We start from the raw sequence: 24,974 nt of genomic DNA, 5'->3' as shown, positions 1-24,974 counted from the left end.
GGCAACCCATGCGCCAACCCAGAGACATCCAACGCCGTCACCCCGGCCGGAAGCTGGCCACCCGCGTGCTCCACTCCGCCTCGAGCGTGGACGCGCATACCGGCGCCTCCAGCATCCCGCTGTACCAGGCCTCCACCTTCCACCACGCCTCGCTGGAGCACCCTCCCGAGTACGACTACTCGCGCTCCGGCAACCCGACCCGCCAGGCGCTCGAGGACACCATCGCCGAGCTCGAGGGAGGAGCCCGGGGCTTCGCCTTCTCCTCGGGGATGGCGGCGATCTCCACCGCCTTCATGCTGCTCTCCCACGGCGACCACGTCCTCTGTAGCGAGGACGTGTATGGCGGAACGTACCGCCTGCTGACGACGATCCTCGGCCGGATGGGCATCGAGACGACCTTCGTCGACATGACCGACCTGGACCAGCTCGAGGCCGCGCGAAGGCCGAACACCCGGGCCGTGTTCCTGGAGACGCCTTCCAATCCGACCCTGAAGATCACCGACATCGCCGCCGTGGCGGAGTGGGCCAGGAAGCACGGCCTGCTGACGATGCTGGACAACACCTTCATGACGCCCTGCCTCCAGCGGCCGATCGAGCTGGGCATCGACATCGTGCTCCACAGCGCGACCAAGTTCCTGTGCGGTCACAGCGACGTGCTGGCGGGGCTCGCGGTGGTGGCCAACGAGAAGCTGGGCCATCAGCTCAAGCATCTCCAGAACGCCCTGGGCAGCGTGCTGGGAGTCCAGGACGCGTGGCTGCTGATGCGCGGAATGAAGACGCTCACGGCCCGGATGGAGTGCGCCGAGCGGAACGCACGACGTCTGGCGGACTGGCTGTCCCGACACCCGGCGGTGTCTCGGGTGTACTACCCCGGACTGCCGGGCCACCCCGGACGGGACATCCACGAGCGGCAGGCACACGGCTACGGAGCCATCGTGTCCTTCGATGTCGGCACGGGTGCTCGCGCGAAACAGGTGCTCGAGCGGGTCACCCTTCCCCTGGTGGCGGTCAGCCTCGGGGCGGTGGAGAGCATCCTGTCCTACCCGGCCATGATGTCCCATGCGGCCATGCCCCGCGAGGTCCGGCTCCAGCGAGGAATCGGCGATGGGCTGCTGCGCTACTCCGTGGGCCTGGAGGCCATCGAGGACATCCTCGAAGACCTCGATCAGGCCCTCGACGAGGAGGTCAGAGCAGCTTGCCGGGATTGAGGAGGCCGAGCGGATCCACCGCGGCCTTGATGGCGAGGTGGAGCCGGTGGGTCTCGGGGCCCAGCTGGCTCGCGATGAACGGGCGCTTGAGCGAGCCGACCCCGTGCTCACCGGTGATCGTCCCGCCCATATCGAGCACCACGCGCAGGATGTCGTCGAACGCCGCCCGGGCTCGCGCCACCGCGTCCGCGTCGTTCTGGTCGAAGACGAGCGTGGGGTGCATGTTCCCGTCCCCCGCGTGTCCGAATGTGCCGATGAGCACCCCCCGCTGCTCGGCGATCCGCTCGACCGCCGCGAGTAGATCCGCGATGCGCGAGACCGGCACCCCGACATCATCGAGCAGCGTCGAGCCCTGCCGCTCGAGCGCGGGAAAGGCGAACCGGCGAGCCCCCATCAGCAGCTCGCCCTCGGCCTCGTCGGCGGAGTGCGCGACGAAGGTCGCCCCGGCGGCCTCACAGGCGGCCACCATCCGAGCGCACTCGGCCACGCCCTGCTCGCCCCCGGCATCCGAACGCGCCAGCAGGAGCGCGGCGGCCTCGACGTCCAACCCCATGGGCCTGGCGGCCTCGACGGCCCGAACGGTCGTGCGATCCATCAACTCCAGCAGCGAGGGCCGGGTGTCGGCCATGATCTCCGTGACCGCCGCCCCCGCCCCGACGAGCGTCGGGAAGGAGGCCACCAGCGTCGTGGCCCGGGGCGGACGCGGCCGGAGCTTCAACGTGGCCTCGGTGATGACGCCGAGCGTCCCCTCGGAGCCCACGAACAAGCGGGTGAGGTCATAGCCCGCGACGTTCTTGACCGTGCGGCCACCGGTGCGGACGACGGAACCATCCGCGAGGACGGCCTCGAGCCCGAGCACCGCATCCCCGGTCACGCCGTACTTCACGCAACACAGGCCGCCGGCATTGGTGGCGAGGTTGCCGCCAATCGTCGAGAACTCCCAACTCGCGGGGTCCGGCGCGTACCAGAGCCCCAGCTCCGCCGCGGCCGCCTTGAGCGCGCCGTTGATCACCCCCGGTTGGACGACGGCGAACAGTCCTCGCCGGTCGATCTCCAGGATGCGGTTCATCCGCGCGAGCGAGAGCACGATGCAACCATCCACGGCATTGGCTCCGCCCGACAAACCCGACCCCGCGCCGCGGGCGACCACGGGGACACGGAGGGCCGAGGCGACACGCAGCACGGCCTGCACCTCGGCCGTCGAGGCGGGACGGACGAGGACACGAGGCGTACCAGCCGGAGCCCACCCCGCCTGGTCCCGGCGGTGCGACTCGAGCACATCGGAGTCGGTGACGAGTGCATCCGGCGGCAGCACGGACGCGAGCTCACGCAAAAGATCCACGCTCATCGATCCCAACGCTACCACGCCGCCCACTTCGAGGCCCCTGGTGCGTTACAAGCATTCCTCATGAGCCATCGCACCCTTCCCGCCCTCCTCGGCCTCACGTTGGCGGCCTGTGCCACGCAACAACACAACACCCGAGAGGTGCTCCAGCGCGTCGACAACAGGTTCTTCCGTCAGGAACAGTGCAAGCCCACGAGCACGGGCTCGCTCACCCGGGAGCAGGTCACCGGGCTCGACGAGCTGCCTTCGGCCCTCCGGGAAAGCGTGCTCGCGAATCTCCCCCTGCAAGCCGAGGGGAGCACGGAGCGCGTGCGGTGCGAGGACGTCGCGGCCCGGCTCCTCGAGAAGCGGCTTCACTCCCTCTGCTGGGTCGAGGCGCGAGTGACCGCGCAGCCCCAGCTGAGCGTCCAGCTCGGGGCGCGCTACCAGGTCGGCACCATCATCTGGGTGACCCAGGAGAAGGACGCGAAGGTGCCACCGGCGCGCATCATCGAAGCGGCGAAGAGTGCCCTCCCCAAGGACAAGGCGTGTACGACGAAGACGCTCGAGAAGATCCGCGAGCAGGTCTCCAAGCTCGGGAGCTTCCACCAGGTGCTGGTCGAATCGGGCCCGGCCGACAGCGAGCAGAAGCAGGTGACGCTGCTCATCGACGTCAAGGAGACGGCTCCGGCGCCCCCGAAGGAGCAGGCGCCCGCGGACCCGAACAAGAAGTGAGGAGCTCCGGCACTCTCACGAGAGCTATAAACCCGCGCATGTTCCGACACACTCCCCTTGCCGTCCTCGGTCTCTCGCTGGCCGCCAGTACCACCGGTACACAGTTGGGAAACACCCGGCTGGTGCTCGAGCGCGTCAACACCACGTTCTTCATTCAGAGGTAGTGCCAGCCCACGAGCACGGCCTCGCTCGCCCCGGACCAGGTCACCAGGATCGACGAGCTGCCCGCGGCCTTTCGTCATCTGGTGCTCGCGGACCTCCCCGTGCAGGCGGTGGGCAGCTCGGAGCTCTCGGAGTGCCAGGAGCTCGCGGCGCAGCTCGTCGAGAGTCGGCTCCGGGCCCTCTGCTGGCCGGAAGCGCGTGTGACGAGCCAGGGAGATACCGCGACCGGAGCCGCCCTGCCCCGCCTGAGCATCCAGCTCGGGACGCCCTATCGGATCGGCAGCATTTTCGTGAGCGTTGACGAAAACCCGAAGGTGTCACCCGTACGCATCACCCAGGCGGCGAAAAGCGCGCTCACGCAGGACAGGGCCTGCACGGTGAGCACACTCGAGGAGATGCGGTCGCGGGTCTCCAAGCTCGGGACCTTCCACCGGGTGAAGGTGGTGACAGGCGCCCCCGATGAGCGAGAGAAGTACAAGGTTCCCCTGATCATCTATGTCGCCGAGCAGTCCTCGGACTCCGGGTCACGCGGCAGGTAACCCGGAGCGTGGTGCCTACTTGGGCATCATCCCGAAGGCCTTGAGCATCGCCACGGCGATGCCCATGAGGCTCTCACCTGCGATGAAGCCCGAGCTCACGGGGAGCACGGTGGCCTCCGCCAGCTTCGCCTGCTTGCGACGCAGGAACTCGGCGATGGCCGCGCCGAGGAAGAAGCTGATGGAGCTGGCGCCCGGAATCACCATGGCCAGGCCCAGGCCCGACGCGGAAGGAATGAAGGGCTTCGCCTTCTTCGGAGCCCAACGATCCAGCAGCACCAGCGCCACGCCCAACGCCAGGCCGCACAGCGCGCCGATCCGCGCGGACGTGTGCAGCATGCTCACCCCGTTCATCAGCATCTTCGACACGCCGGCCCACACCAGAGAGGAGGGCGCGGGGAACTCCTCGGTGCCCAACACCTCCGCGCTCGGCACGAGCAGGTTGAACGCGGGCACCACCACCGCCGCCCCGGCCACCACGCCGAAGAGCTGGGCGAAGAACTGCTGGCGCGGGTTGGCACCGAGCAACCACCCGGACTTGAGGTCCGTGAGCAGGTCCGCCGAGTGCAGGCCCACGCCACCCGTGGCGTTGGCGCTCATCACGTTGGCGGTGAGGTTGCCGGGCAGCAGGCCTCCGTAGATGAGCTGGGTCACCGGCCCGAGCGCCTTGGTCGGCGTGGTATCCGTCTCACCCGTGACGCGCGAGGCGATGACGCCCATCACCACGGACAGCGGCAGGGCGATGACGCCCGCCCACCACGGAATCTGGAAGAGGTAGGCCATCAGCGCCACCACCACCGGGCCGAGCACCAGGAAGCCCAGCGGGAACCACGTGGGCGGGCATTCGATGTCGGCGAGGGGATCCTTCTCCTCCTCGGCCTTCTTCCCGAAGAGGCCCGAGAGCGCCTTGAAGGACTTCGCCACGCTGCGCCACTGGAAGGCGAAGGACAAAAGGCCCGAGGAGACGAGCACCGAGGCCCCCGTCCACAGCGCCCAGGCGTTGATGGCCTTGTACGAGACCTCGGGGATGACGCCGCGGCGGACCATCTCCGGGGCCAGGAAGCCGTAGTTGAGCACGGCGCCCAGCAACATGGACCAGCCCGTCTTGAAGCTCACCAGCGCCCCGGCGCCCACCAGCAGCAGGCTCAGGTCCAACGAGAGCGTCCACGCCCCCGCGGGCTTGCCGCCAATGGTGAAGGGCAGGCTCAGCTTCGCGGGCAGGTTCCACACCAGCCACGAGGCCTTGGCATCCCGCCAGAAGGCGATGACGGCGCCAATCAGGCCCGCGATGCCCAGGTAGCGCGCCTTTCCGCGCGAGCGCTCGTCATGCCCATGGAGCGCCTGGAGCGTCTCGGCGGTGGCGGTGCCCGTGGGGAACGGGAGCTGTTCGATGTTGATGAGCTGCCGTTTGATGGGGATGGCGGCGAAGACGCCCAGCGCGGACACCACCGCGAACCACGCCACCAGCCACCCCGAGGGAGGAAGCGTCCCGGTGAGCATCAACAGCGCGGGCACGGCCGCCATGTTGCCGCCGCCCGTCATGTACCCCGCCGCCGAGGCCACCGAGCCCATGGCGTTGTTCTCGAGCGTGGTGAAGTCCGTCCTCAGCAACCCCACGCCTCGCAGCATGCCGAAGGAGGCGAAGGCGAGGATGCACGCGGTGATGGTGACGCCCAGGCTCCAGCCCGTCTTGAGGATGACGTACAGGTTGGACAGGCACATCACCGCGCCAATCACCATGCCGGCGATGACGGCGCGCACGGTGAGCTGGCGCTCGCCGCCCTTGTAGACGTTCTCGAGCCAGTAGCGCTCGGGGTCCTGGGTCGCGACGGCGGGCGCCGGCTGGGGCGCGGGCCCGGGCGGAATCTGGAGCTGCTGAGGAGAGGGCGAGGCGGGCTGACTCATGGGAGGTCCGAGGATATCGGAACACCCCCTACCCGACGAGTGAGGATCGCTCCCTCGGGCGCCCGCTCAATGCGCGCCGCCAGGCCCGTGGGCGTGGCCGTGCTCGTTCTCCTCGGCGGTGGCCGCACGCACTTCACGCACCGTCACATCGAAGTGGAGCGTCTTGCCCGCCAGCGGGTGGTTGAGGTCCACCACCACCGTCTCGCCCTTCACCTCGCGAATGGTGATGGGGATGACATCCCCTTCCGCCGTCTGCGCGGTGATGCTCAGGCCGGGCTGGAGCTGGGCATTGGGCGGGAACATGCCGCGGGGCACCTCCTGGAGGCCGCGCGCATCGTGCTCGCCGTAGCCCTGGGAAGGCGGCACCACCACCTTCTTCGACTCGCCGGCGGACATTCCCTCGAGCTGTCCCTCGAGTCCCGGGACGATCTGCCCACGACCATGCATGTAGGCGAGCGGTTGTCCGGGCTCACTCTCGTCGATGACCTGCCCATCCCCGAGGTGCAACCGGTACTCCAACGAGACGACACTTCCCTTGGACACCTTCATGTGGCTGCTCCTTCTGTTCCTACGGGTATGGGACACCTGATGGGCCGGGGCAACCCCGAACCTGTCCGGAAGCTCAGGAAGCGGACGATTCGGGCTCGAGCCGGGAGCCCTCGGGTTCGGCCTCGGTCATGGGCTCGCCTCGGGAAACGTAGACGGCGGCGGCCAGGTCCCCCGTCACGTTGAGCGTGGTGCGGCACATGTCGAGGAAGCGATCCACGCCCAGCACCAGCGCGAGCCCCTCGGGGGGAATCTTGAAGAGGCCGAGGATCATCGCGATGACGGGGATGGAGCCGGCCGGCACGCCCGCGGTGCCAATGCCCGCCAGGACGCAGATGAACATCACGATGGTCTGATCCGCCAGGCTCAGCTGCACGCCGAACACCTGGGCCAGGAAGAGCACGGTGACGCCCTCGAAGAGCGCGGTGCCGTTCTGGTTCATCGCCGAGCCGGCGGTGAGCACGAAGCGCGACACGTTGCGAGGCAGCTTGAGGTTCTCCTCGGCCACCTTCAGCGCGGTGGGCAGCGTGGCGCTGGAGGACGCGGTGGAGAAGGCGGTGACGATGGCCAGGCGGCAGTCGCGGAAGAAGCCCTGTGGGTTGCGCCCCCCGAGGAAGCGCACCGACAGCGAGTACACACCGAACATGTGCAGCCCGAGCGCCAGCAGCACCACGCCCACGTAGGAAGCCACCTGCATCAGCACGCCCACGCCCAGGCGCGCCATCATGCTGAAGAGCAGCGCGCCCACGCCGAAGGGCGCCAGCTTCAGCACCCCGTCGATGAGCCGCATCATCACGTCGTGCAGGCCCTGGATCGTCTCGCGCAGCCGCCTCACCGCCGGGGTGTCCGTCAGGGCGAGCCCCAGGCCGAAGATGAGCGAGAAGACGATGAGGGCGATCATGTCCCCGTCGGCCGCCGCCTTCAGCGGGTTGGTGGGAATCATCGAGGCGATCAGCGAGGGCACCGAGGTGTCGCTCGGAGACGGGGCGGCCTTCACCGCGGTGCCCTTCATCGCCTGCGCGCGCGCCTCCTCGCTCAGCCCCACGCCCGGCTGGAGCGTGTTGACCAGCAGCAGCCCGATGAGTACCGCGATGCTGGAGACCACCACGGTGTAGCCCATGGTCCGCAGGCCCAGCCGGCCGAGCTGCTTCAGGTCCAGCTCGCACACGCCCGTCACCAGCGCGGAGAAGAGCAGCGGCACCACCAGCATCAGCAGCAACCGGAGGAAGATCTGCCCCACCAGCGAGGTGATGTTCGTCACCACCCAGTCGAGCCATGGCGAGCCGCCCGCCAGGGTGTTGGCGGCGATTCCCGCCACCGTACCGATGACGATGCCCAGGAGCATCTTCTGGTGCTGCTTCATCCGGGTGCCTCTTCGCGTGTTGCTGGGGGGAAACGCCCCCTGGAGCCCAGGGGGGCGGAGAACACTACCGATGATTCGGGGTGGCGGATACCTTCTCGTCGGGAGCTGTCTCCGGCCGAACCCCTGGCCCCCGAGCCAGCTCGCTCGCCGTCTCACGGAGCCGCCCGGCCACCCGCTCGGCCCACTCCGGCTCCACCTCCATGCACGCCGCCTTGCGCCCCAGCCGCAGCGCCGCCGAGGGCATGGAGCCGCTGCCCGCGAACGGGTCCAACACCCAGTCCCCCGGGCGGCTCCAGGTGCGTACCAGGGGCTCCAGCACGGAGAAGGGCTTGTGGTGGGGATGGTTGCCCCAGCGCGCCGCCTCGGCGTCGTCGTCGTAGCCCCCCACCACCGCCCAGACGGTGGGCAGCTCCCCTGGCGCCAGGGGGGGCGCGGGAGTGCGCGAGAACACCAGCGCCACCTCGTAGACGCGCAGCAGCTGCTCGTTGGCGTTCTTGTCCGTGGTGCGCTTGCCCCAGACGTACTCGCCCCGCAGGTGCCCGAAACCCAGCGAGCGCGCCACCGCGAGGATGGGCTCCTTGCCCAACAGGTTCGTCCAGATGGCCATCGTGGCGTCCGGAGTGAGGTGCGCCACCGCTCGCGTCATCCACGCCTCGGTGAAGGCCCGGTAGTCGCGCACCGTCTCGAAGCGCACGATGGGGTTGCGATCGATTTTCTTGTTCGCGCGGGGATCCCTCAGGTCCCCCCCCTTGCGGCGCCGCGTGAGCAGGCAATACGGCGGATCCGTGTGCAGGAAGGTGGCCTTCGCCTCCCCCAGCACCGTCCGGTATCCCCCGGGCTCCCGGGCATCGGCCCGCACGCAGCGGAAGGTCTCGCTCTCGTCGTGAGGATTCATCCGGCGTGCACCCTACCCCAGCCGCCCCGCTTCACCACCGCGCCGCGACCGGCCCGGCCCGCGTGACGGCGAGAATCCGACCCACGGACACCCGCTCGTGCGACTTGAAGATGGCGAAGTCGTCCCCCTGCTCGGTGACCACGTCCACCACCAGATCGATGAAGGCCTCGCCCTCTCGCAGCTGGACCGCCACCGGCCGGTGCTTCAGAACCGCCTCCTCGAGCACGTCGAGGAAGTCACAGCGACCCACCTCATCCTGGCATATCCGGGCCATCGTCTCGCTGCCTCCAGCGCGAAATCCCCCCCGCGCCGCATCCCTCTACGTAACCACACACGGACCCCCCGCCCACCGGAACGAGCACGAGGCGCTCACCTCGCGGACCTTCCTGCCGTTGGCTGATGCACATCTCCCTCCAGCCCCTGCGCAGCTCGCCGCGGGCTCACCGCTTGCGCCGGCTCCGCCTCGGGGCACCGAACCGCTGGGCCTCCTCCACCCAACGGCCGCGGAGACGCGCCTCGGTCGCGAGCGCCTCGTCCCACGAAGGTCCATCCGGCAGCAACCGCGACGCGTGCTCGAGCGTGAGCCGCTCCAACGCGCGATCCTCGCACAGCCGCCGCAGCTCGTGCGCATCCAGGCCACAAGCGGCCAGGTACTCCTCGCGCGACGCCCGAGCGACGCCGAGGCGCGCCCACCAATCCGCTTCGGCCCGCGCCACCTCCTCGGCGGAGGGGGCGAGCCCCAGCGTGCGGGCCCACCCCGCGAGCAGTGCCCGGCGCAGGCCCTCCTCCGCCAGCTCCCCCGCGTCGGGTGCGGCACGCAGTTGTTCGAGCACCTCCTCCGAGGACACGAGGCCCGACTCCGTCGCGCACAGTCCCTCCACGAGGCGGCGGCGACGCACGTACGAGGACGGCGGGGGCCGGCGGGTCCGCTCGCGCGTGGGGGCTGGCGCTCCGGAGGCCACGAAGGCCGCGGCGGCCAGGATGCAGGCCCGGGCATCCTCGCGCTTGAGGTCCTCGAGTCCTCCGGCGGCCCAGGCCTCCCACTTCGCCCGGGTGGCCGGACGCCACGAGCCGCCCACGGCCGCCAGCATCCGGGGCCAGGTGCGATCCTGGTAGAAGATCGCCGCCGCCGCGTCCACCAGGGACTGGGCCTCACGCGGAGACAGAATCCGCGCGCGCCGGGCCAGCCGGGCCACGTGGCGCACGTTGACGAGCGGCACCGTCAGGGCCCGGAAGCCGTGCTCCGCCTCGGCGTGGAGCAACGCCACCTCGGAGTCATCCACCAGCTCTCCCCGGCGGTACGCCTCGAAGATGTGGCCCACGCCCACCATGCCGTGCACCGCGAGCTCCGCCGCGCGCAGGGCCCCCATGCTGCCCCCGCCGAACACCGCCACTCCGGCATCGAGCGCGGCCAGCAGCTCGTGGTGCCAGACGGAGGGCTGTGCCTCGAAGACACCATCCACCAGCGCGATGGCCTTCGGACGCAGCGTGAGTGCCCGCCAGATGTCCCCCTGGCGCGCCGGTGGCAGCACGCGGCAGGGTGCCAGCGCCAGCGCCTCTTCCTCCGGCATCGAGGGGCCGAGGAAGACGATGAGCTCATCGGGATTGGGACGTTTCACAGCAGCTCCGAGACGAGCAGGCCCGGCACCACCACGCGCACCACGTGGAGTCCGGGGAGAGGGGCCTCCAGCTCGATGGCGGCGGCCCGGGTGAAGCCCGCCTTGCCGAGCCGGGCCAGCACTTCGCGCACCGCTTCCTCTGGAGAGGACACCGCGCCGGAGCGGTCGGGCATGGCCTCCACGGCCCGTCGCGGGCGGACCTCGGCACACGCGGAGGCCAGGGCCAGGGCGGACTCGTGGTCCACCGCGGCCACGTCCTCGCGCGCGCCGTGGATGTCGGTCAGCCGCGACTGCGCCGCCTCCAGCAAGGCCCCGAGCAGCGCCTGCTCCCTCCCCAGCGCGCACGCGTAACCCGCCGCCAGGGGCACCGGTCCCTGCTCCTGGTCCACGAGCAGCGCCGCGCCCACGGGCAGGCCCACCGCACCGGGCGCCCGCGCGCCGGGCGAGAGATCGAAGAGGTAGACGGCGAAGCCGCGCTCCCCCAGGGCCCGCGCGAGGGCCGCCGTGCGAGGGGCGCCCTGCTCCAGCCCACCCGGGCGCAGCATGCGCGAGCGGAGCGCCTCCTCCGTCCAGCCCTCTGGCAGCAGGCGCGCGAGCTGATCCCTCTCCGTCGCCTCCAGCAGCGCATGCAGGAGAGCCCTCGACCGCTCGGGATGGGCACCCGAGCCGTTGCTCGTCCACTGCACACTCACCGGGCCGAGAGCTGGCGCCCCCGTGGGCGGGCAATACACCCCCTGGGCGGGGACGAGCACGGGCTCACCGGAGTGCAGCTCGGTTGCCTCGCACCAGGCGCAGCGCACCTCCCGGCCCCACAGGCGGGGAACGACCACGCCGCCCCGGCTCCCCAGGGCCTCGGCGCCCCAGACGGAGAGCCCCTGGGCATCCAACCCCTCCAGCGTCCCCCAGACGAGCCGCCCCCGCGGCACCGTCTCCGCGGCCCACAGCTCCGCCGTCTCCAGGAGGGCTCCAGCCGAAGCGGCCTGGAAATCCAGGCCCTTGCCATTGCACACCTGCAGCACATAGCCACCTGGACGCACCGCGGCGGCCACCTCCACCCCGGCCCGGTCCAACCCGGTCACCCGCGCCACACGGGTGACGCCGAGCGCACGGGCAAGCCGTTCGAGGAAGGAGGAAGTCAAGGGAACGGAGAGAGGGAGGGCCACGGAAGAGCTCGGTGTTGGGTGAGCGTGGTCGTATCAGCGGGAAGCATGCTAGGGGAGACCGGGCCCAGGAGGCCGAAGAAGATGCTCGAAGTGGGACAAGCCGCCCCGGACTTCACCGGCACCGATTGTCAGGGACGTCCCTTCTCGCTCTCCGCCCTGAGGGGGCGGCGGGTCGTCCTCTTCTTCTTCCCCAAGGCCTTCACCATCGCCTGCACCGAGGAAACGCGGCACTTCCGGGACAACCACGAGCGCATCCAGTCGCTCGGGGCGGAACTGGTGGGTGTGTCGGTGGACACGGTGAAGACGCAATGCGAGTTCGCCGAGCAGGAGGACATCCACTTCTCCCTGCTGGGTGACGAGGCGCGCACCATCAGCAAGGCCTATGACGTGCTCTGGCCCGTACTGAGAGTGGACCGGCGCGTCACCTACATCATCGGCCCGGAGGGTGTCATCGAGTCCGTCATCCGCCACGAGGTGCGCGTCTACAAGCACCTGGACGACGTGCTGCGCTACCTGCGGGAGCACCCGCTCCCCACGGCGGGAGCCTAGACCTCCCAGGTGCAGTGGTACTCGCAGTGGCCGTTGCCGCGGGCACGGCACTTGGGGTGCCCGACGAGCACGTTGCGGCCGCCGCTCAGCTCGATGGCACGCTGGTGCCAACCGATGATGGTGAGACAATCCGCCTCGGTGACGATCTCGGCGCCCACGGTGCGCAGCACCGCGCTCCGCTCCCCTCGCTTCTCGTAGGAGCGCTCACCCACCGCGTAGTAGAGCCGGTAGATCTCCGGCGCGTGGCTGAGGAGGAAATGCGGATCCCCCTTGCGGATGAACACGTGGTGGGGGCCCTTCAGGTTGTCCTCCGCGGAGGCCCGGCCCATGTCGATGAAGGCCTTGCCGCGATCCCTGGGAGAGAGCGAGGCGGCGATGGCCGCGTCGAGCCGGAGGTTCAGCCCCAGGGGATACCAGCCAATGGGCATGATGACGCCCTCGAGGACCTTGCGATCCGCGGGAGGCAGCCGCTGAAGCACATCCTGGAGACGCTCCGACCCCCCCTGCGTCGTCAACAGCTTGAGTCGGGCGATGAGAACACTTCCCTTGATGCGTGCGGCCGCGCTGTCCGTTGCCATGTCGCCGATCCCCCGGAGGGCCCCTTCCTCATTGTGTCAGCCGCATGATGGGGCCAGCAACCCGCTTGGGGAGACTTCCTGAGTCGAGCGGCCAGGCGAGCCCGGTGGACTTACGCCGTCAGCGCGCTGCGATTTCCCGCAGATGACTCTCCAGTTCCTCGCCGAGCTCCGTTGGCCGGCGCAGCACCGAGGCCATCAGGACCACCGTGCCGTCCGTCACGTCGAGACGAGCCTTCACCCGGCGAAACCCCTCATGCGTCTCCGTGCGCAGCTGCTGGACCTCGCCTTTCAGCTGCTGGACCTCGCCTTTCAGCTGCTGGACATCCCCGCGGAGTTGCTGGACCTCTCCGCGCCAGGCGACGAACTCGGCCCCCAGGATTTCCATCAACGTTTCCTGTCTCGTCATTCGGGCCTGCAGGTCCTTCACCTCGGACTCCAGGCTGTCCATCCGCGCTTCCAGCCGGTCCATCCGGACCGCTAGACCCTGCACGGCCTGCAGGATCTGGACGCCAATGTCGCCCCCAAACGTCTCCGCCATCTCCTCACCCTCCTCGCCCTCCCGGGCATCGCGCGAGCCTTCCCAGGCCCAACACGTGCAGGATAGCGGCACACGCTGACGATGCGAAACTTTTTATAACCTCTCAAGTAGTGTCGTCCCAACCCCACCCCAGAACCTCTCCCGTCACCCGGACACCCGCGAAAAAATCCGTTTAACTTTTCGCCAGCCCCAGGGTTTGTAGGGAGCGTGAAGGCCCTGGAGACAGCCCTGGCGCCGATGGAGGCCGCCATCGAACCGAGCGACGAGGCGCTCTGCCACGCCTTCCTGGCTGGTGACGAGGCGGCCTTCGGCACGCTCGTGGAGCGACACCGGACCCTGGTCTTCTCGCTCATGCGGCGCTACACGGCCCGGCCCGAGGACGCCGCGGACCTCGCCCAGCAGGCCTTCCTGCGAGCCCTGGAGGCCTCGCGCCGGGTCTTCTCCCGCTGGAGCCCCTCGGGACCCGCGCCCTTCCGGGCCTGGCTCATCCGCATCGCGCTCAACCTGGCGAAGAACCATGCCCGTCAAGGACGGCGTTGGTTGCAGGTGGTGGACGTCCCGGAGACCGAGGCCCCGGGCGAATCCGCGCACGAGGCCCTGGAGCGGACCGAACAGGAGCGACGGGTCCGCGCGGCGGTGCTCACCCTACCCCGCCGCCAGCGCGAGGTGCTGACGCTCCGGGTGGACGGCGGGCTCAACTTCCGAGACATCGCCGAGACGCTCGGCATCACCGAGACGAACGCCAAGGTGAATTTCCATCACGCCGTGAAGCGCCTCCGGGCGCAGGTGACCGAAACGCCCGAGGAGGAACGCTGATGTCCGCGTGCCGGGATCAAGACGAGTCGTTGACCCTCTTCGCCGCGGGAGCGCTGGAGCCCGAGGAGGAGGCGCGGGTGCGCGCGCACCTGGAATCCTGTGCGGCGTGCCGCTCCGAGGCCGAGGCCCACCGCGACGTGCTCGGGCTCGCCGCGCTACCACCGCCGTCCGCGCGGGAGCAGGCGGTGATGGCGGCCCTGCCTCGAACGGCGGTGGGCACCTGGCGCCGGGAGCAGGTCCAGAAGGCGGCACGGATGCGGACCACCGGAGCGCTGCTGGCGGCGGCGGCCGTGGTGCTGTTCGCGCTGGGACCGGTGGTTCAGCGCCGTGTGGCCCCTCCGGCCCCACTCGCCCCTCAGGTGGAGACCCCCGCCAGCGTGGTCGAGGAGACGGAGTCGGAGCTGGAGCAGTGGGCGCTCACGGATCCGCTGTCCGATGCGCTCGAGCTGTCCTACATGGACCTGGAGGACGCCGAGGACGTCGCCGGGCTCTCGGAGCTCGAGCTCGAAGAACTCCTCTCATCCCCCATCCCTGGAGAGACCCTGTGATGAAGCCCTTTCGACTGGCGGTGCTGACCCTGACCCTGCTCCCCCTGGTGACGCTGGCCGCGCCGCCCGAGGGTGATGCGGCGGCGCGCGAGGAGCGGCGGACGCGGATGATGCGGGTCATGGGGCTGGCGGAGGAGCTGGGGCTCGACGAGTCCCAGGCCCTGAAGATGGCGGACACGATGCGCCAGTTCGACGAGCGCCGCCGGCCCCTGATGAAGCAGGTGCGCGAGTCCGCGAAGGTGCTCAGACTGGCGGCACGGGGAGACGCGTCGGCTCAGTCGCAGGTGGACCAGGCGATCCAGCGGGTATTCGACGCGCGGGCACAGCTCACGGCGTTGGATCGCGACATGTACCAGGCGCTCGCGAAGGACCTGCCTCCACAAAAGCGGGCGCAGCTCGCCATCTTCATGGCCCGTCACGAGGGGAAGATGGCGAAGCTGATGAGGAAGGCCGACCGGGAGGGCCGGCTCAAGGAGCGGCAGGAGCGCATGCAGCAGCGGATGCAGGAGCGCATGCGTCGAATCCAGGAGCGCATGCAGCAGCGCGGCACGGAAGGACAACAGTAGCGCCGGCGCCTCGCTCTACACGCGCACCAGCAGCGCCATCTGGTGCGCGCCGATGCCAATGCCGAAGAGGACGAGGTACTTCGTGCGCAGCTCGCGGTGGTAACGGGCCAGGGTGACGGGAATCGAGGCGAGCGCCATGTTCCCGCAGTCCTCGAGCGTGTGCAGGTACTCGCGCGGGCGGATCTTCTCGTTCCAGTGGTCGAGCAACTTCCGCGTGGCCTGGTGTGAAACGAGGGTGATGTCTTCCCCGGTCAGGCCGTGCTTGCGCAGCAGCCGCTCGACGAGCCTCGGTGGTCCGTCCATGCCGCTGTTCAGGAAGGACCGCAGGCCACGGGCGGGCTCGAGCCCGTACACGGGCCTGTCGAAGCCGCTCTCGGGACGGGGGCGCATGGTCATGGACCCGTACTCGTCACTGAAGGTGTCCACGGCGTAGTCCACCAGGACGAGCCGCTCCCCGAGCCCGAGCACCGCCGCGCCCGCCCCATCTCCAATACCGAAGGCGTGCCCCTGCGCGTAGTCCACGTTGCGCGTCCACCCGGCCCCCACGGCCACGAGCGCCCGCTCCGAATGCCCCGCGAGCATCGCCTCCCAGGCCAGCACGGCGCCCATGACGAAGTTGGCGAACTCGGCCTGCACCGGCACCACCATCGCATGCGAGCCCAGGCCCACCTCCCGGTGGACCGCGTACAACTCGTTGGGGGTGATGAACTCGGGCACGGAGACGTAGCCGTAGAGCCGATCCACCTGATCCGGCCGGATGCCCGCGTCCTCCAACGCCGCGGTTCCCGCCTTCGCGGTGAGGGCGGCCAGGGACTCTTCCGGAGCCAGGCATCGGTGCTCCCGGTTGCCGTAGAAGAGCGAGGCTTCGGACAGCCCCTTTGCTCGGGCCTCCTCGCGAATCCGGTCGAAGATGGGATCGGAACTGGTGCGCACCCGCTCCGGCAGCGCGGCACCAAAGCCCAGGAAGGAAATCGAAGGACGCGTCATCGCCGGGCGCGCCATAGCACACCCGAACCGCCACGCGCGTTCCCGAATGCCCGAGGGACAGGAAGGCAGGCGGGCGCCGCTGCGGACCCGGCTCCAGGCCGCTATGGAAGGACACTCATGAGCGCACTCTCCCTGAGATACGTGGCCCTGGGCGACTCCTCCGCTGTCGGAGTGGGCGCGCGCAACGGCGGCTACGTGGAACACCTCTTCCAGCGGCTGCGCCGTACCCGGCCGGGCGTGGGCCTGCTCAACCTGGGCGTGAGCGGGGCCACCAGCGGCACGGTCCTCTCCGGGCAGCTTCCCAAGGCCATCCGCTCGCGCCCCCACGTGGTGACGCTCGCGGTGGGCATCAACGACCTGTGGCGCGGCGTGGAGCCCCACCAGCTGGAGTCCAACCTCGACCAGATCGCGCGCGGCCTGGTGTCCACGGGTGCCCCGGTGGTGCTGGCCAACCTGCCCGACATGTCACTCGCTCCCGTGGCGCGGCTCGCGACGCACTTCCTCCCGCTCGAGCTGATCGCCGCCCGCATCGCGGCCTTCAACGAGGCGCTCGCCCGAGTGGTGTCCCGCCATGGCCTCTTCGGCGTGGACCTCTACTCCCCCAGCCGCGTGGAGCTGTCGGGGAGCGCCGACTACTTCTCGGCCGACGGCTTCCACCCCTCCGACACGGGCTACCAGCGGATGGCGGAGCACTTCTGGCCCGTCCTGCTCCAGGCCGCCGAGCGCGGCGTCAGCTCCGAGCAGGCCGCCGGGTGACACCCCGCCGGGCGACACGGCGGCACGGTTCCTCCGTCCCTCGAGCAGGTAGGTGGTCATCTCGCCCTTGCCCTTGATGGGGATGCGGCCCCGCTCGGTGAAGACGTACGTGTCGCGCAGGCGCTCGTAGGTGGCCTGCGTGACGTGGATGTGCCCTGGCAACCCATGGGATTCCATGCGACTGGCCGTGTTCACCGTGTCGCCCCACAGGTCGTAGGTGAACTTCTTCGTGCCGATGACGCCCGCCACCACCGGCCCGGTGCTGATGCCGGTCCGCAGGCGCAGCGAGACGCGCTTTCCCCTGTTGAAGTCCTGGATGAACCGCCTCATGTCCAGCGCCATCTCCGCGATGGCCTCGGCATGGTCCGGCGTGGGCAGGGGCAACCCTCCCGCCACCATGTACGCATCCCCACCGGGCGACCCGGACACCAGGAGCGACAGGACGAAGCCCGACACCACCCCGCCCCCCCACCACGCGGCGGAGACGGGCAGCAGGGCAACGAGGCCGAAGAGGAGCGGGGCGAGGCACCGGGACGTCAGGCCCTGCCCCACGCCCCTCTCGCAGACGGCCAGCACGGCGGAGATTCCCAGCAGTCCCGCCCTGAATGCGGTAGCGCTCCTGGAACGCCTTGACCTGATGACGCCAGGCGCTCTGCTCGGAGCCGAAGCCGTGGGCGAAGATGAGCGTGTGCCGGCCACTGCCGAGGACCTGCACGTTGTTCACCGGTTTGTCACCAATAGCGGTGGAAACGCGAATTGCAGTGGGCTTCACGCGCGTCGAGGGTTTGTTCGTCGTGCACCCGACACACCCGGGAAGCGCTACTCGAGCTTGCGCGCGTCCTGCTGAGGTACCGGCGGCTGCTTGCGCAGCGCCTTCTGACCCAGGCGAGAGTAGTTGATGGACTCGCCGAGGATGCGGGCCGACTCCTGCGGCGCGTGGAAGCCATTGGAGTTCTCCGCCTCCACGAAGTCCAGGTAGAACTGGGCCTTGCGCTGGAAGCCCCGAGCCTCGGCCAGCTCGACGTCGGTGGCGCCCGCCAGCTTGCGCTCCTTGACGTCGTGGATGAGGTCCACCAGCGCGTCCATGGCCGTGTTGCGCAGCGCGTGGTGCCGGTCCTGGAGGATCTCCACCCGGTGCTTCATCTCCTCCTCGGACCACTTGTGGCACGTCTGGCAGGCCCGGTTGATGTTGAGCAGCGGGCTGCGCACGTGGTGGTCGCTGATCTTCATCGCCCCCTCGCGCTTGTAGGCCATGTGGCAGTCGGCGCAGGCCACGCCCGAGCGGGCATGGATGCCCTGGTTGTACATCTCGAACTCGGGGTGCTGGGCCTTGAGCACAGGCGCGCCCGTCTCGGAGTGGACCCAGTCCTTGTGCCCGTTCTCCTCGTAGTAGGCCATGATGTTGTCGATGTTCAGGCCCTTGGCCCATGGGTACGTCAGCCGCTTCTCCGGACCCTTGAAGTAGTACTCGACGTGGCACTGGCCACAGACGTACGAGCGCATCTCCTGGCGCGTGGCCTGAGCGTTCACGTCGTAGTCCCGCACTCCCTGCCCGGCCTTGAGCGCGCGCATGCCCTCGATGAAGCCAGGACGCGTCACCCGGAGCGCCATCGTCTTCGGATCATGGCAGTCGATGCACGCCACCGGATGATCCACCAGTTTGCGCGCCTCCATGTAGGGCATCTGGTTCATCTTCTCGAAGCCCTTGATGAGATCGCCCTCCCCGAGCTTCTTGTAGGGCAGGTAGACCGAGCCGTGGCAGTGCATGCACGTGCCGGGCTGCTTCGTGACGTGCTGGCGCTCGGTGAGCGTCTGATCATCCAGCATGTACGCGTGGCCGCGCTCCTCGCGGAAGTCCACCGCGAAGGCATAACCGGCCCACATCGTCTTCAGGCGCGGGTCCTCCTCCAGCCGCGACTGGGCCACCACCGAGCGCGGGTCCGCCGCGGTGGGCGTGTGCGGCACGGCCTCGCTGCCGCCGTACTTCGTGCGCACCTGGTCCACCGTGCGCTTGTAGTCGTCGTACTGCAGGGGGAAGTTCTTCCCCCAGACGGCCGGGTCCTCCATGGTGTCGTCCAGCTCCACCACCCGGTAGAAGGGGTTGCGCGCCTCCTGCTTGCGCTCGGAGATGTTCACCAGCAGGGCGGTGGCCGCCACCGCGCCTACGGCCGCGATGACCGCAGTGAGGATGACGAGCCGGGTCCTCCGGAGCCTCGGCTCCGGTTGTGTCGTGGGGTTGCTCATGGTCTGGACTCCTGCGCCGTCAGCCCGGGCTGGCCGAGCCCTTCCGGGTGGCCCACCGAGTTGTGGCAGCGAAGGCACGAGGTCTCCGCGGCGCCGTGTGGGGCCTCGAGCGGCTCCACCTGATCGCCGTGGCACTTGCGGCACGCCTGCTCCGTCACCTCCCGGTTGCCAGGGCGGATCTGGATGGGCTCGTGGAAGGTGCCGGTGGTGAAATAGAACGAGTGCCAGAAGCCATTGGACGCCTTGGTCGCGTACTTGCCGATCAGGCCCGACGGCGTGTGGCAGTCATTGCAGGTGGCCACCGCGTGGTGGCTCGACTTCATCCAGCCCTCGTACTGCTCGCGCATGACGTGGCAGTTGGCGCAGGAGGCCGGATCATTCGTGAGGTACGCGTAGCCCTTCGCGTAGGTGAAGGTGAAGCCACCGATACCGAGGGCGAGGCCCACGCACGCGCCCAGTGCGATGAACAGCCAGGTCCGGGCGCCCAGGGCACCTCCCACCGTTCTGTCCGCCTCGCGTTCCATGGCCCGTCGCGATTTCAATTCCCGGGCCACGGGTGTCCGCCCGGAAACCCTACTTCCTGGATGCAGGATTTGCGCGGGCGGGGATGCGCGTGGAGAAACTTGCGCGAGGCGTCAGGGCTCGCCCACCGCGCGCACCTGGAAGTCGTCGAACCAGACGCCGGCGATGGGGGTGATCAGCCCCGCGAGTCCCTCGCCCGTGAGGGCGGCCGGGTCCGCGTCCGTCACCGAGAGGCGGACCTCTCCATCCACCGTGGACGAGAGCCGCACCGGCTCCGAGCCCCACACGGACAGGGACAGCGTCGCGGCATCCCAGGGAGACGCCTGGCCGCTGGAGGCCTCGCCGAGCACGGTGAAGCTCCCGCCCCGGTAGCGGCGAAGCTGGATGCGCCCCTCCGGCAGCAGCACGAGCGCATAGTGCGCGTCCCCCTAGGCACGCAGCACGACACCTGCCTCGTCCACGGCAAAGGCCTGGAGCCGCGCCTCCACCTGGCAATCCTCACACCGCGAGGACAGCGCGAGGGCGAGGTTGTTCCCATACGAGTGGTCGAGGTCGCTGATGGCCCACTTGCCGTCCGTCCGCCAGAGCCCGCTCAGGGTCCAATCGGGCCCGAGGCCGTTCGACGGGCCGCGCGAGAAGGTATCGCTGAAGAGGAGCTGTCCGGGCTCCGGCTCCGGCTCCGGGTTCGAAGGTGGCAGATCCTCGGGCTCGTCCCCGCCGCCTGGCACGGAGAGGGCCACGCGGACCACGTTCCCGCGAGAGCTGGCGTCGGGGGCCTCGCCGAAGAAGCAGGGCACCTCGGACGAGCCCTCCGGCAGCGTCTCCGGGGCATTGGGGTAGCCCTTGAAGGTCGAGCGAGCGTCGAGCACCACCGGCTCGCTGATGTGCCCGTCCTTCAAGACCCGGGCATGCACCTCGTAGGAGACGTTGGAACGACGCATGACGTTGTAGAACACATACAGCGTGTCGCCGATGCGCGTGGTGGTGGCCTGCATCGCCCAGTCACGCGAGCCCTCCAGCAGCGTGCGTGGGCCGAACGTGGAGCCATCGAAGTAGCGGTAATAGAGGCGCTCCAGCTCGTCCTTGTAGACGAGGTGCATGCCACCCCGGCCGTCCGCGACCGCGCTCAGCGCGGCCCCGTGGTAGATGCCCTCGGAGAAGGCGTCGCGGACGGAGCTCCAGGAGTCCAGCGGATCGCCATCGTCGCGGACGCGGAGGCGCGTGGGCTCGAAGCCATCATGCATGGCGTAGAGGAAGACGAGCTTCGAGCCGAGGCTCAACAACCGCCCACCTCCCCGGTGCTTCACCCGACCCAGGTTCGACTGGCGCTGGAAGCTCGCCCCTCCATCAGTGGAGACGGACACCACCGCGGTGGAACCGCCATCCGACTCCAACCGGAAGGTCTGCACCCACAACCGGCCACGTGAGTCGCGCGCGAGCAACGCCCGCGAGTAGGCCGTGGAGTCACCGGCATCGAAGACGCCCACCGCTGGCTGCGGTGCCCAGTCGTGCGTGCCCGGCCGGTAGCGCCACCACTGGAAGAACACGTCGTGACGGCGCGAGGCATTGAGGCTCGGCGCCTCGAACGAATAGACGAGCGCCACGTCCCGTCCCACCGCGAGCACATCCGCGCGGTCCGCGTGGCTCCCGTCCGGCTGGATGGCGGCGGCGAAGCGATAGGTGCGCCCACCATCGTCCGAGCGGAAGAAGGACAACCCCCGTCCCTCGACACCGGCCTGCTGTACGGCGAGCAGCCAGGTAGGCGGACGACCTCCGCCCGTGTCGATACGCACCGCGTGACGTTGAGCCGGCAAGGTGAGCGCGTTGCCCGCGCTCACCGGAACCACGGGCGCCGTGCTCGCGAGCAGCGTCGCGAGCAGCGCCATCGAAAACCCCACCATCCATCCCCTCCCCATGCACCGCGGGACAAGCTAAGGCACTCGGGGGCAGGAAAAAAGCGTCCGCGCCACAGAGGGCGGAACCCCCGGGCAAGGCGCAACGCACCGCGCCACCGCGCTCCGTCGGGGCTCAACCCGCCCGGTGATGTTCGGACACCAGCCCCAGGTCGCGCCGGATGCGCGCGGCGGACGCGTGCATCCCCGAGTCCTCCAATCGGTGGACGGCCCACGTGAGCGCCTCGTCTTCCTTGGAGACGAGGATGTACGGATAGACCGGCCGCCGCAGATACAAGACGACGTTCATCGCCAGTTGGATCGTGGGCGTCTGGGTGACGTAGGCGATGCCGAGCAACGTCCGTTGCATGGGCTCTTCATGTTGCCGCAGCCACGCCGCCAGCTGTTGGCGCTGCTGGGTCGACAGACCGCCGGCCCGGCTCATGTCCATGAGGAGGACGTGTGGCTGATTTCGTTTCAGGGACTCGGTCGCCTGGGCGAGGTATTCCTCGAACTCCTGACTCAACGCATCTCCCACGAGACGGTTGATGAGCAGCGGCCAGTGCGAGTCATCGAAAATGAAATAGGGAGCAGCGCGTGTGCCCACGGACCAGCCCTCCTCTCGTACATGAATCCGAAGTGGAGCTGGATGCCCCCCCTTACCGCGACTGCACGGCGCATTCTGCCAGGGCGCGTGTCCGCGCGAGCGCCCTGGCCCCCTCTTCTTCCCGGATGTGTCTGAAAGGAATCGGAGCCCCGGCGCCTACCGGATTTCGACGAAAGGACTGTCATTCCGAGGCGTGGAGGAGCGGGTGCCGGACGAGCCACCGGCCCGCTGCACCGGAGCGCCACCCACCGACCGCTTCGGCGGGGAGCGGTTCGGCGACTCCGAGAGTCGTCCCATGACCATCCCGATGAGCGCCGAGCCGAACAGGGCCAACAGCCCCGCGAACGCGAAGAGCAGGGCCCAGCGCCACGCCTTGCGGCGAGGAGGCGCTTTCTCCTCCTGGGACGCAGGCACGGGCTTCTTCGCGGGCAGGGCACGCTCACGGACAGCGGGCACGCTCTTCTCGAGGGGCGCGGCGGGCGCTGGCTCGGCGAGCCGGACGGGCACGACCAGAGGCTCCTGCCGGACCGCCACGGGACAGGGAGCGGGGACCTGCGCCGGCTCGGGCGCCTCGGCGAGAGCGGTCGCGACCCGAGCGCTCATCGTCGCGGGAGCGACGGACACCTTCGCGGGTGCCGGAACGCTCGCCACGGGGACATGAAGAGGCGTCGCCGCCCGGGAAGCGGGTGGAGCTTCCGGAACCGCCTCCTCGACCCGCTCCACCGGGACCTCCGCCACCAGCGCGGCGGCGAACTCCCGGCAGGAGGCGAAGCGCCGCTCCGGCTCCAGCTCCATGGCCCGGAGGATGGCCGCGACGATTCCTCGCTCGAGCCCCGGGTGCACCACGTCCGGACGCACGAAGTCCGCCCGGACGATCTTCTCCATGATGTTGAAGTCGCTCTCCCCCTGGAAGCAGGGTTGCCCGGTGGCCAGCTCATAGAGCGTCACCCCGAGCGAGAAGATGTCCGAGCGGAGCGTGACGTCCCGGGCCTCGCGGATCTGCTCCGGGCTCATGTACTGCGGGGTGCCCATGCGCGCCCCGGTGCGCGTCGTCGGCCGGCCCTCCGTCCCGGACACCTTGGCGATGCCGAAGTCGAGGATGCGCACCACCCGCCGGCCGTAGGACTGCTCCAGGAAGATGTTCGAGGGCTTGAGATCCCTGTGGATGACGCCCTGTTCGTGGGCGAACCCCATGCCCTCCAACACCTGCCGGAAGATGTCGCGCACCTCGTCCGCGGCTGGAGGCCGCGTCGCCCGGGCGAGGTATCTGTCGAGCGACTCGCCCTCCAGGTAGTCCATCACCAGGCCCGCGACACCAGGGGCCGCGACCACATCCGTGATGCCCAGGATGTTCGGGTGCTTCAGGCGCGCCTGGATGCGTCCCTCGTCGAGGAAGCGGGCTCGCAGCTCCGCGTTCCCCACCAGCTCGGGCTCCAACACCTTGAGGGCATGGACACTGCCCAGGGCCACATGACGCACCTTGTAGACGCGCGCCATACCGCCGCCGCCCAGCTCGCGCTCCACCTCGTAGCGCTCGACCACGTTCCCCGGGCTCAACATGCGGCGACTCTACTCCAACTAGAAGAACTCCCAGGGACCCACACGCTGCCCTCGCTTGCGCTTGGAGGCGATGCGGTACGCGTCGATGGTGAAACCAATGTACCCCAGGAGCCACAAACACACTCCGCCGGGCCCATTCGCCAGCGCCACGGCGGACAGTCCCAGACCGAGCAGGCCCTTGAGCGTCTGCCCGTTATAGAGCTGCCCGAGCCCGGATATGCACAACAGGCTCAGGAACACGGCCAGGCCGGGGGAGACATTGGAATCGAGGGCGCTCGCCTGGGGCACCGGCTGTGAGCGCAGGGTGTTGACCGGAGTGCGCTGGAGCGCGGATGGGGTGTACGTCGGCGCGAAGGCGGACTCGGGCACCGGCTCGGACGCGGAGACCTCGGGCCTGGGCGGAGTGTCCCCCACCTGCGTCACCGCGTACGAGCGGGACGGCTTCTGGGGAACCGAGGGGTCCGCGTCGCGGAGTTTCTCCAGGGCCTCGCGGAAGGAGGCGCAGTCCTGGAAGCGCTCGGCGGGGCCCACGGCCAGGGCCTTTCGGATGCAGCCCGCGATGACGGGATGCAGGCCACCCACGACGCGCTCGGGGGGCTCGTAGGTGCCCTCCACGATGCTCTTCATCGTGTCGTAGTCGCTCGATGCGTGGAACGCGACCCGTCCCGTGGCGGCCTCGTAGAGGATGGCGCCCAGCGCGAAGATGTCGGTGCGCGCATCCACCTCCCCGGCCCCGCGGATCTGCTCCGGGCTCATGTACAGCAGCGTGCCCATGCGGGCGCCGGCCTGGGTCCTCGCCCTGCCATCCGGCCCCTCCCCCTCCAGCATCTTGGCGATGCCGAAGTCCGTCACCATCGGCTGGAGCCGGCCCCGGCTGTCCCTGCCGACGAGGATGTTTTCCGGCTTGAGGTCCCGGTGGACGACGTTGTGCTTGTGCGCCTCCTCGATGGCGTCCAGCACCGGCAGGAACACCTCGAGGAGCACCCGCGGCTCCAACCCCTGGCCCCGGCAGAGCTCACCGAGCGTGGGGCCATCGATGTAGTCCATCACCAGACCCGCCACCGGGTTGGTGACGATCTCCGTCACCTGGACGATGTGGGGGTGGCGCAGGCGCGCCTGGATGCGGCCCTCGGCGAGGAAGCGCGCGCGGATGTCATCGTTCCGCGCCAGGTCCGCGTTGAGCACCTTCAGGGCGTGCGTGCTGTGGAGCCCGAGGTGGCGCACCTCGTACACGGCGGCCATGCCACCCTGCCCGAGCAGCCTCACCACCTCGTAACGGCCATCCAGCTGAGTCCCTGGCTGGAGGAGGTTCATGTCCCCCTGCATACGTCCATCCGTCATGGCGATTGCCTTTG

The 24,974-nt window shown here is 69.4% G+C and carries 26 protein-coding genes and 1 pseudogene; 8 read left to right on the top strand and 19 right to left on the bottom strand.

The genetic code is table 11. The features are described 5' to 3' along the window. Positions 1-8 precede the first annotated feature (8 nt). On the top strand, positions 9-1,208 hold the full coding sequence (locus JQX13_RS30270) for a trans-sulfuration enzyme family protein (RefSeq protein ID WP_203402956.1): 1,200 nt from the start codon (positions 9-11) through the stop codon (positions 1,206-1,208). Here JQX13_RS30270 and JQX13_RS30265 read toward each other — a convergent pair. Beyond that, positions 1,186-2,556: an FAD-binding oxidoreductase gene (locus tag JQX13_RS30265; protein WP_203402955.1), complete on the bottom strand. Its 1,371-nt coding sequence runs from the start codon at positions 2,554-2,556 to the stop codon at positions 1,186-1,188. The two genes, JQX13_RS30270 and JQX13_RS30265, sit on opposite strands and share 23 nt — an antisense overlap. A gap of 60 nt (positions 2,557-2,616) precedes the next feature. On the opposite strand from JQX13_RS30265, the gene JQX13_RS30260 reads away from it, so the two are divergent. After that, complete coding sequence (locus tag JQX13_RS30260) at positions 2,617-3,267, top strand: hypothetical protein (protein ID WP_203402954.1); 651 nt, start codon at positions 2,617-2,619, stop codon at positions 3,265-3,267. A 245-nt stretch (positions 3,268-3,512) separates the two neighbouring features. Beyond that, positions 3,513-3,968 (top strand): hypothetical protein, encoded by a 456-nt coding sequence (locus tag JQX13_RS30255; protein WP_203402953.1) that lies wholly within the window; start codon positions 3,513-3,515, stop codon positions 3,966-3,968. Between the two features lie 15 nt (positions 3,969-3,983). Here JQX13_RS30255 and JQX13_RS30250 read toward each other — a convergent pair whose 3' ends face one another. The 7 genes from JQX13_RS30250 to JQX13_RS30220 all read right to left on the bottom strand — a co-directional run bounded on the left by JQX13_RS30250 (position 3,984) and on the right by JQX13_RS30220 (position 11,456). Further along, positions 3,984-5,870, bottom strand: a complete 1,887-nt coding sequence (locus JQX13_RS30250) for an OPT family oligopeptide transporter (RefSeq protein ID WP_203402952.1) — start codon at positions 5,868-5,870, stop codon at positions 3,984-3,986. Between the two features lie 66 nt (positions 5,871-5,936). Continuing rightward, positions 5,937-6,419 (bottom strand): FKBP-type peptidyl-prolyl cis-trans isomerase, encoded by a 483-nt coding sequence (locus JQX13_RS30245; RefSeq protein ID WP_203402951.1) that lies wholly within the window; start codon positions 6,417-6,419, stop codon positions 5,937-5,939. A gap of 73 nt (positions 6,420-6,492) precedes the next feature. Next, positions 6,493-7,779, bottom strand: a complete 1,287-nt coding sequence (locus JQX13_RS30240; RefSeq protein WP_203402950.1) for a dicarboxylate/amino acid:cation symporter — start codon at positions 7,777-7,779, stop codon at positions 6,493-6,495. A 64-nt stretch (positions 7,780-7,843) separates the two neighbouring features. Beyond that, complete coding sequence (locus JQX13_RS30235; RefSeq protein ID WP_203402949.1) at positions 7,844-8,674, bottom strand: DNA-methyltransferase; 831 nt, start codon at positions 8,672-8,674, stop codon at positions 7,844-7,846. 31 nt (positions 8,675-8,705) lie between these two features. Then, positions 8,706-8,948, bottom strand: coding sequence for a hypothetical protein (locus tag JQX13_RS30230; protein ID WP_203402948.1), 243 nt, complete (start codon positions 8,946-8,948; stop codon positions 8,706-8,708). 166 nt (positions 8,949-9,114) lie between these two features. Beyond that, positions 9,115-10,245: a TfuA-like protein gene (locus JQX13_RS30225; protein ID WP_430384220.1), complete on the bottom strand. Its 1,131-nt coding sequence runs from the start codon at positions 10,243-10,245 to the stop codon at positions 9,115-9,117. 44 nt (positions 10,246-10,289) lie between these two features. Beyond that, on the bottom strand, positions 10,290-11,456 hold the full coding sequence (locus JQX13_RS30220) for a YcaO-like family protein (RefSeq protein WP_203402946.1): 1,167 nt from the start codon (positions 11,454-11,456) through the stop codon (positions 10,290-10,292). A gap of 81 nt (positions 11,457-11,537) precedes the next feature. Here JQX13_RS30220 and JQX13_RS30215 point away from each other — a divergent pair, with 81 nt between their 5' ends. Continuing rightward, on the top strand, positions 11,538-12,005 hold the full coding sequence (locus tag JQX13_RS30215) for a peroxiredoxin (protein ID WP_203402945.1): 468 nt from the start codon (positions 11,538-11,540) through the stop codon (positions 12,003-12,005). On the opposite strand, the gene JQX13_RS30210 is transcribed toward JQX13_RS30215, so the two are convergent. Both JQX13_RS30210 and JQX13_RS30205 read right to left on the bottom strand, forming a co-directional pair. Next, positions 12,002-12,583, bottom strand: coding sequence for a TIGR02265 family protein (locus JQX13_RS30210; RefSeq protein ID WP_203402944.1), 582 nt, complete (start codon positions 12,581-12,583; stop codon positions 12,002-12,004). The two genes, JQX13_RS30215 and JQX13_RS30210, sit on opposite strands and share 4 nt — an antisense overlap. 118 nt (positions 12,584-12,701) lie before the next feature. After that, on the bottom strand, positions 12,702-13,121 hold the full coding sequence (locus JQX13_RS30205) for a DUF2046 domain-containing protein (RefSeq protein ID WP_203402943.1): 420 nt from the start codon (positions 13,119-13,121) through the stop codon (positions 12,702-12,704). Between the two features lie 237 nt (positions 13,122-13,358). On the opposite strand from JQX13_RS30205, the gene JQX13_RS30200 reads away from it, so the two are divergent. From JQX13_RS30200 to JQX13_RS30190, 3 genes are read left to right on the top strand one after another with little or no spacing between them, the layout of a single operon-like run. Continuing rightward, positions 13,359-13,937 carry an RNA polymerase sigma factor gene (locus JQX13_RS30200; RefSeq protein ID WP_203412268.1) on the top strand — a complete coding sequence of 193 codons (579 nt, stop codon included), beginning with the start codon at positions 13,359-13,361 and terminating at the stop codon, positions 13,935-13,937. After that, positions 13,937-14,485, top strand: a complete 549-nt coding sequence (locus JQX13_RS30195) for an anti-sigma factor family protein (RefSeq protein WP_203402942.1) — start codon at positions 13,937-13,939, stop codon at positions 14,483-14,485. The genes JQX13_RS30200 and JQX13_RS30195 overlap by 1 nt, the downstream gene beginning before the upstream one ends. After that, positions 14,485-15,051, top strand: coding sequence for a hypothetical protein (locus JQX13_RS30190; RefSeq protein WP_239013944.1), 567 nt, complete (start codon positions 14,485-14,487; stop codon positions 15,049-15,051). The genes JQX13_RS30195 and JQX13_RS30190 overlap by 1 nt, the downstream gene beginning before the upstream one ends. A 15-nt stretch (positions 15,052-15,066) precedes the next feature. Here JQX13_RS30190 and JQX13_RS30185 read toward each other — a convergent pair whose 3' ends face one another. After that, on the bottom strand, positions 15,067-16,038 hold the full coding sequence (locus JQX13_RS30185; RefSeq protein WP_203402941.1) for a 3-oxoacyl-[acyl-carrier-protein] synthase III C-terminal domain-containing protein: 972 nt from the start codon (positions 16,036-16,038) through the stop codon (positions 15,067-15,069). 117 nt (positions 16,039-16,155) lie between these two features. On the opposite strand from JQX13_RS30185, the gene JQX13_RS30180 reads away from it, so the two are divergent. Beyond that, positions 16,156-16,794, top strand: coding sequence for an SGNH/GDSL hydrolase family protein (locus JQX13_RS30180; protein ID WP_203402940.1), 639 nt, complete (start codon positions 16,156-16,158; stop codon positions 16,792-16,794). Positions 16,795-16,890: 96 nt separating this feature from the next. Here the strand turns inward: JQX13_RS30180 and JQX13_RS54530 are convergent. The 8 genes and pseudogenes from JQX13_RS54530 to JQX13_RS30150 all read right to left on the bottom strand — a co-directional run. After that, positions 16,891-17,193 (bottom strand): annotated as a pseudogene (locus JQX13_RS54530) (adenylate/guanylate cyclase domain-containing protein); the annotation flags it as partial. 420 nt (positions 17,194-17,613) lie between these two features. Continuing rightward, the gene (locus tag JQX13_RS30175; RefSeq protein ID WP_203402939.1) at positions 17,614-19,038 is read right to left on the bottom strand and encodes an ammonia-forming cytochrome c nitrite reductase subunit c552; all 1,425 of its coding nucleotides are present in this window, start codon (positions 19,036-19,038) and stop codon (positions 17,614-17,616) included. Further along, a complete protein-coding gene (gene nrfH / locus JQX13_RS30170) occupies positions 19,035-19,562 on the bottom strand; it encodes a cytochrome c nitrite reductase small subunit (protein ID WP_203402938.1) in 528 nt (175 codons plus the stop codon). The genes JQX13_RS30175 and nrfH overlap by 4 nt, the downstream gene beginning before the upstream one ends. A gap of 111 nt (positions 19,563-19,673) precedes the next feature. Continuing rightward, entirely contained in the window at positions 19,674-19,967 is a 294-nt protein-coding gene (locus tag JQX13_RS54525; RefSeq protein WP_239013943.1) for a hypothetical protein, read from the bottom strand. A gap of 21 nt (positions 19,968-19,988) precedes the next feature. Then, positions 19,989-21,461: a hypothetical protein gene (locus JQX13_RS30165; protein WP_343211021.1), complete on the bottom strand. Its 1,473-nt coding sequence runs from the start codon at positions 21,459-21,461 to the stop codon at positions 19,989-19,991. A 127-nt stretch (positions 21,462-21,588) separates the two neighbouring features. Continuing rightward, positions 21,589-22,059 carry an STAS/SEC14 domain-containing protein gene (locus JQX13_RS30160; protein ID WP_203402937.1) on the bottom strand — a complete coding sequence of 157 codons (471 nt, stop codon included), beginning with the start codon at positions 22,057-22,059 and terminating at the stop codon, positions 21,589-21,591. A 156-nt stretch (positions 22,060-22,215) separates the two neighbouring features. After that, positions 22,216-23,619, bottom strand: a complete 1,404-nt coding sequence (locus JQX13_RS30155) for a serine/threonine-protein kinase (RefSeq protein WP_203402936.1) — start codon at positions 23,617-23,619, stop codon at positions 22,216-22,218. Between the two features lie 18 nt (positions 23,620-23,637). Then, on the bottom strand, positions 23,638-24,960 hold the full coding sequence (locus JQX13_RS30150; protein WP_203402935.1) for a serine/threonine protein kinase: 1,323 nt from the start codon (positions 24,958-24,960) through the stop codon (positions 23,638-23,640). Between the last annotated feature and the right edge of the window lie 14 nt (positions 24,961-24,974).

The sequence above is a fragment of the Archangium violaceum genome, assembly GCF_016859125.1.
GTDB classification, from domain to species: Bacteria; Myxococcota; Myxococcia; order Myxococcales; family Myxococcaceae; genus Archangium; species Archangium violaceum_A.
This window is presented reverse-complemented; position numbering and strand designations above follow the sequence as displayed.

Bases quoted from the DNA above. Each gene is read 5' to 3' on its own strand.
- JQX13_RS30155 (WP_203402936.1), bottom strand. From the start codon at position 23,619: ATGTTGAGCCCGGGGAACGTGGTCGAGCGCTACGAGGTGGAGCGCGAG.
- JQX13_RS30235 (WP_203402949.1), bottom strand. From the start codon at position 8,674: ATGAATCCTCACGACGAGAGCGAGACCTTCCGCTGCGTGCGGGCCGAT.
- JQX13_RS30185 (WP_203402941.1), bottom strand. From the start codon at position 16,038: ATGACGCGTCCTTCGATTTCCTTCCTGGGCTTTGGTGCCGCGCTGCCG.
- JQX13_RS30215 (WP_203402945.1), top strand. From the start codon at position 11,538: ATGCTCGAAGTGGGACAAGCCGCCCCGGACTTCACCGGCACCGATTGT.
- JQX13_RS30230 (WP_203402948.1), bottom strand. From the start codon at position 8,948: ATGGCCCGGATATGCCAGGATGAGGTGGGTCGCTGTGACTTCCTCGAC.
- JQX13_RS30180 (WP_203402940.1), top strand. From the start codon at position 16,156: ATGAGCGCACTCTCCCTGAGATACGTGGCCCTGGGCGACTCCTCCGCT.
- JQX13_RS30225 (WP_430384220.1), bottom strand. From the start codon at position 10,245: ATGCCGGAGGAAGAGGCGCTGGCGCTGGCACCCTGCCGCGTGCTGCCA.
- JQX13_RS30150 (WP_203402935.1), bottom strand. From the start codon at position 24,960: ATGACGGATGGACGTATGCAGGGGGACATGAACCTCCTCCAGCCAGGG.
- JQX13_RS30195 (WP_203402942.1), top strand. From the start codon at position 13,937: ATGTCCGCGTGCCGGGATCAAGACGAGTCGTTGACCCTCTTCGCCGCG.
- JQX13_RS30175 (WP_203402939.1), bottom strand. From the start codon at position 19,038: ATGAGCAACCCCACGACACAACCGGAGCCGAGGCTCCGGAGGACCCGG.
- JQX13_RS30265 (WP_203402955.1), bottom strand. From the start codon at position 2,556: ATGAGCGTGGATCTTTTGCGTGAGCTCGCGTCCGTGCTGCCGCCGGAT.
- JQX13_RS30260 (WP_203402954.1), top strand. From the start codon at position 2,617: ATGAGCCATCGCACCCTTCCCGCCCTCCTCGGCCTCACGTTGGCGGCC.
- nrfH (WP_203402938.1), bottom strand. From the start codon at position 19,562: ATGGAACGCGAGGCGGACAGAACGGTGGGAGGTGCCCTGGGCGCCCGG.
- JQX13_RS30245 (WP_203402951.1), bottom strand. From the start codon at position 6,419: ATGAAGGTGTCCAAGGGAAGTGTCGTCTCGTTGGAGTACCGGTTGCAC.
- JQX13_RS30200 (WP_203412268.1), top strand. From the start codon at position 13,359: ATGGAGGCCGCCATCGAACCGAGCGACGAGGCGCTCTGCCACGCCTTC.
- JQX13_RS30210 (WP_203402944.1), bottom strand. From the start codon at position 12,583: ATGGCAACGGACAGCGCGGCCGCACGCATCAAGGGAAGTGTTCTCATC.
- JQX13_RS30165 (WP_343211021.1), bottom strand. From the start codon at position 21,461: ATGGTGGGGTTTTCGATGGCGCTGCTCGCGACGCTGCTCGCGAGCACG.
- JQX13_RS30250 (WP_203402952.1), bottom strand. From the start codon at position 5,870: ATGAGTCAGCCCGCCTCGCCCTCTCCTCAGCAGCTCCAGATTCCGCCC.
- JQX13_RS30270 (WP_203402956.1), top strand. From the start codon at position 9: ATGCGCCAACCCAGAGACATCCAACGCCGTCACCCCGGCCGGAAGCTG.
- JQX13_RS30205 (WP_203402943.1), bottom strand. From the start codon at position 13,121: ATGGCGGAGACGTTTGGGGGCGACATTGGCGTCCAGATCCTGCAGGCC.
- JQX13_RS30240 (WP_203402950.1), bottom strand. From the start codon at position 7,779: ATGAAGCAGCACCAGAAGATGCTCCTGGGCATCGTCATCGGTACGGTG.
- JQX13_RS30190 (WP_239013944.1), top strand. From the start codon at position 14,485: ATGAAGCCCTTTCGACTGGCGGTGCTGACCCTGACCCTGCTCCCCCTG.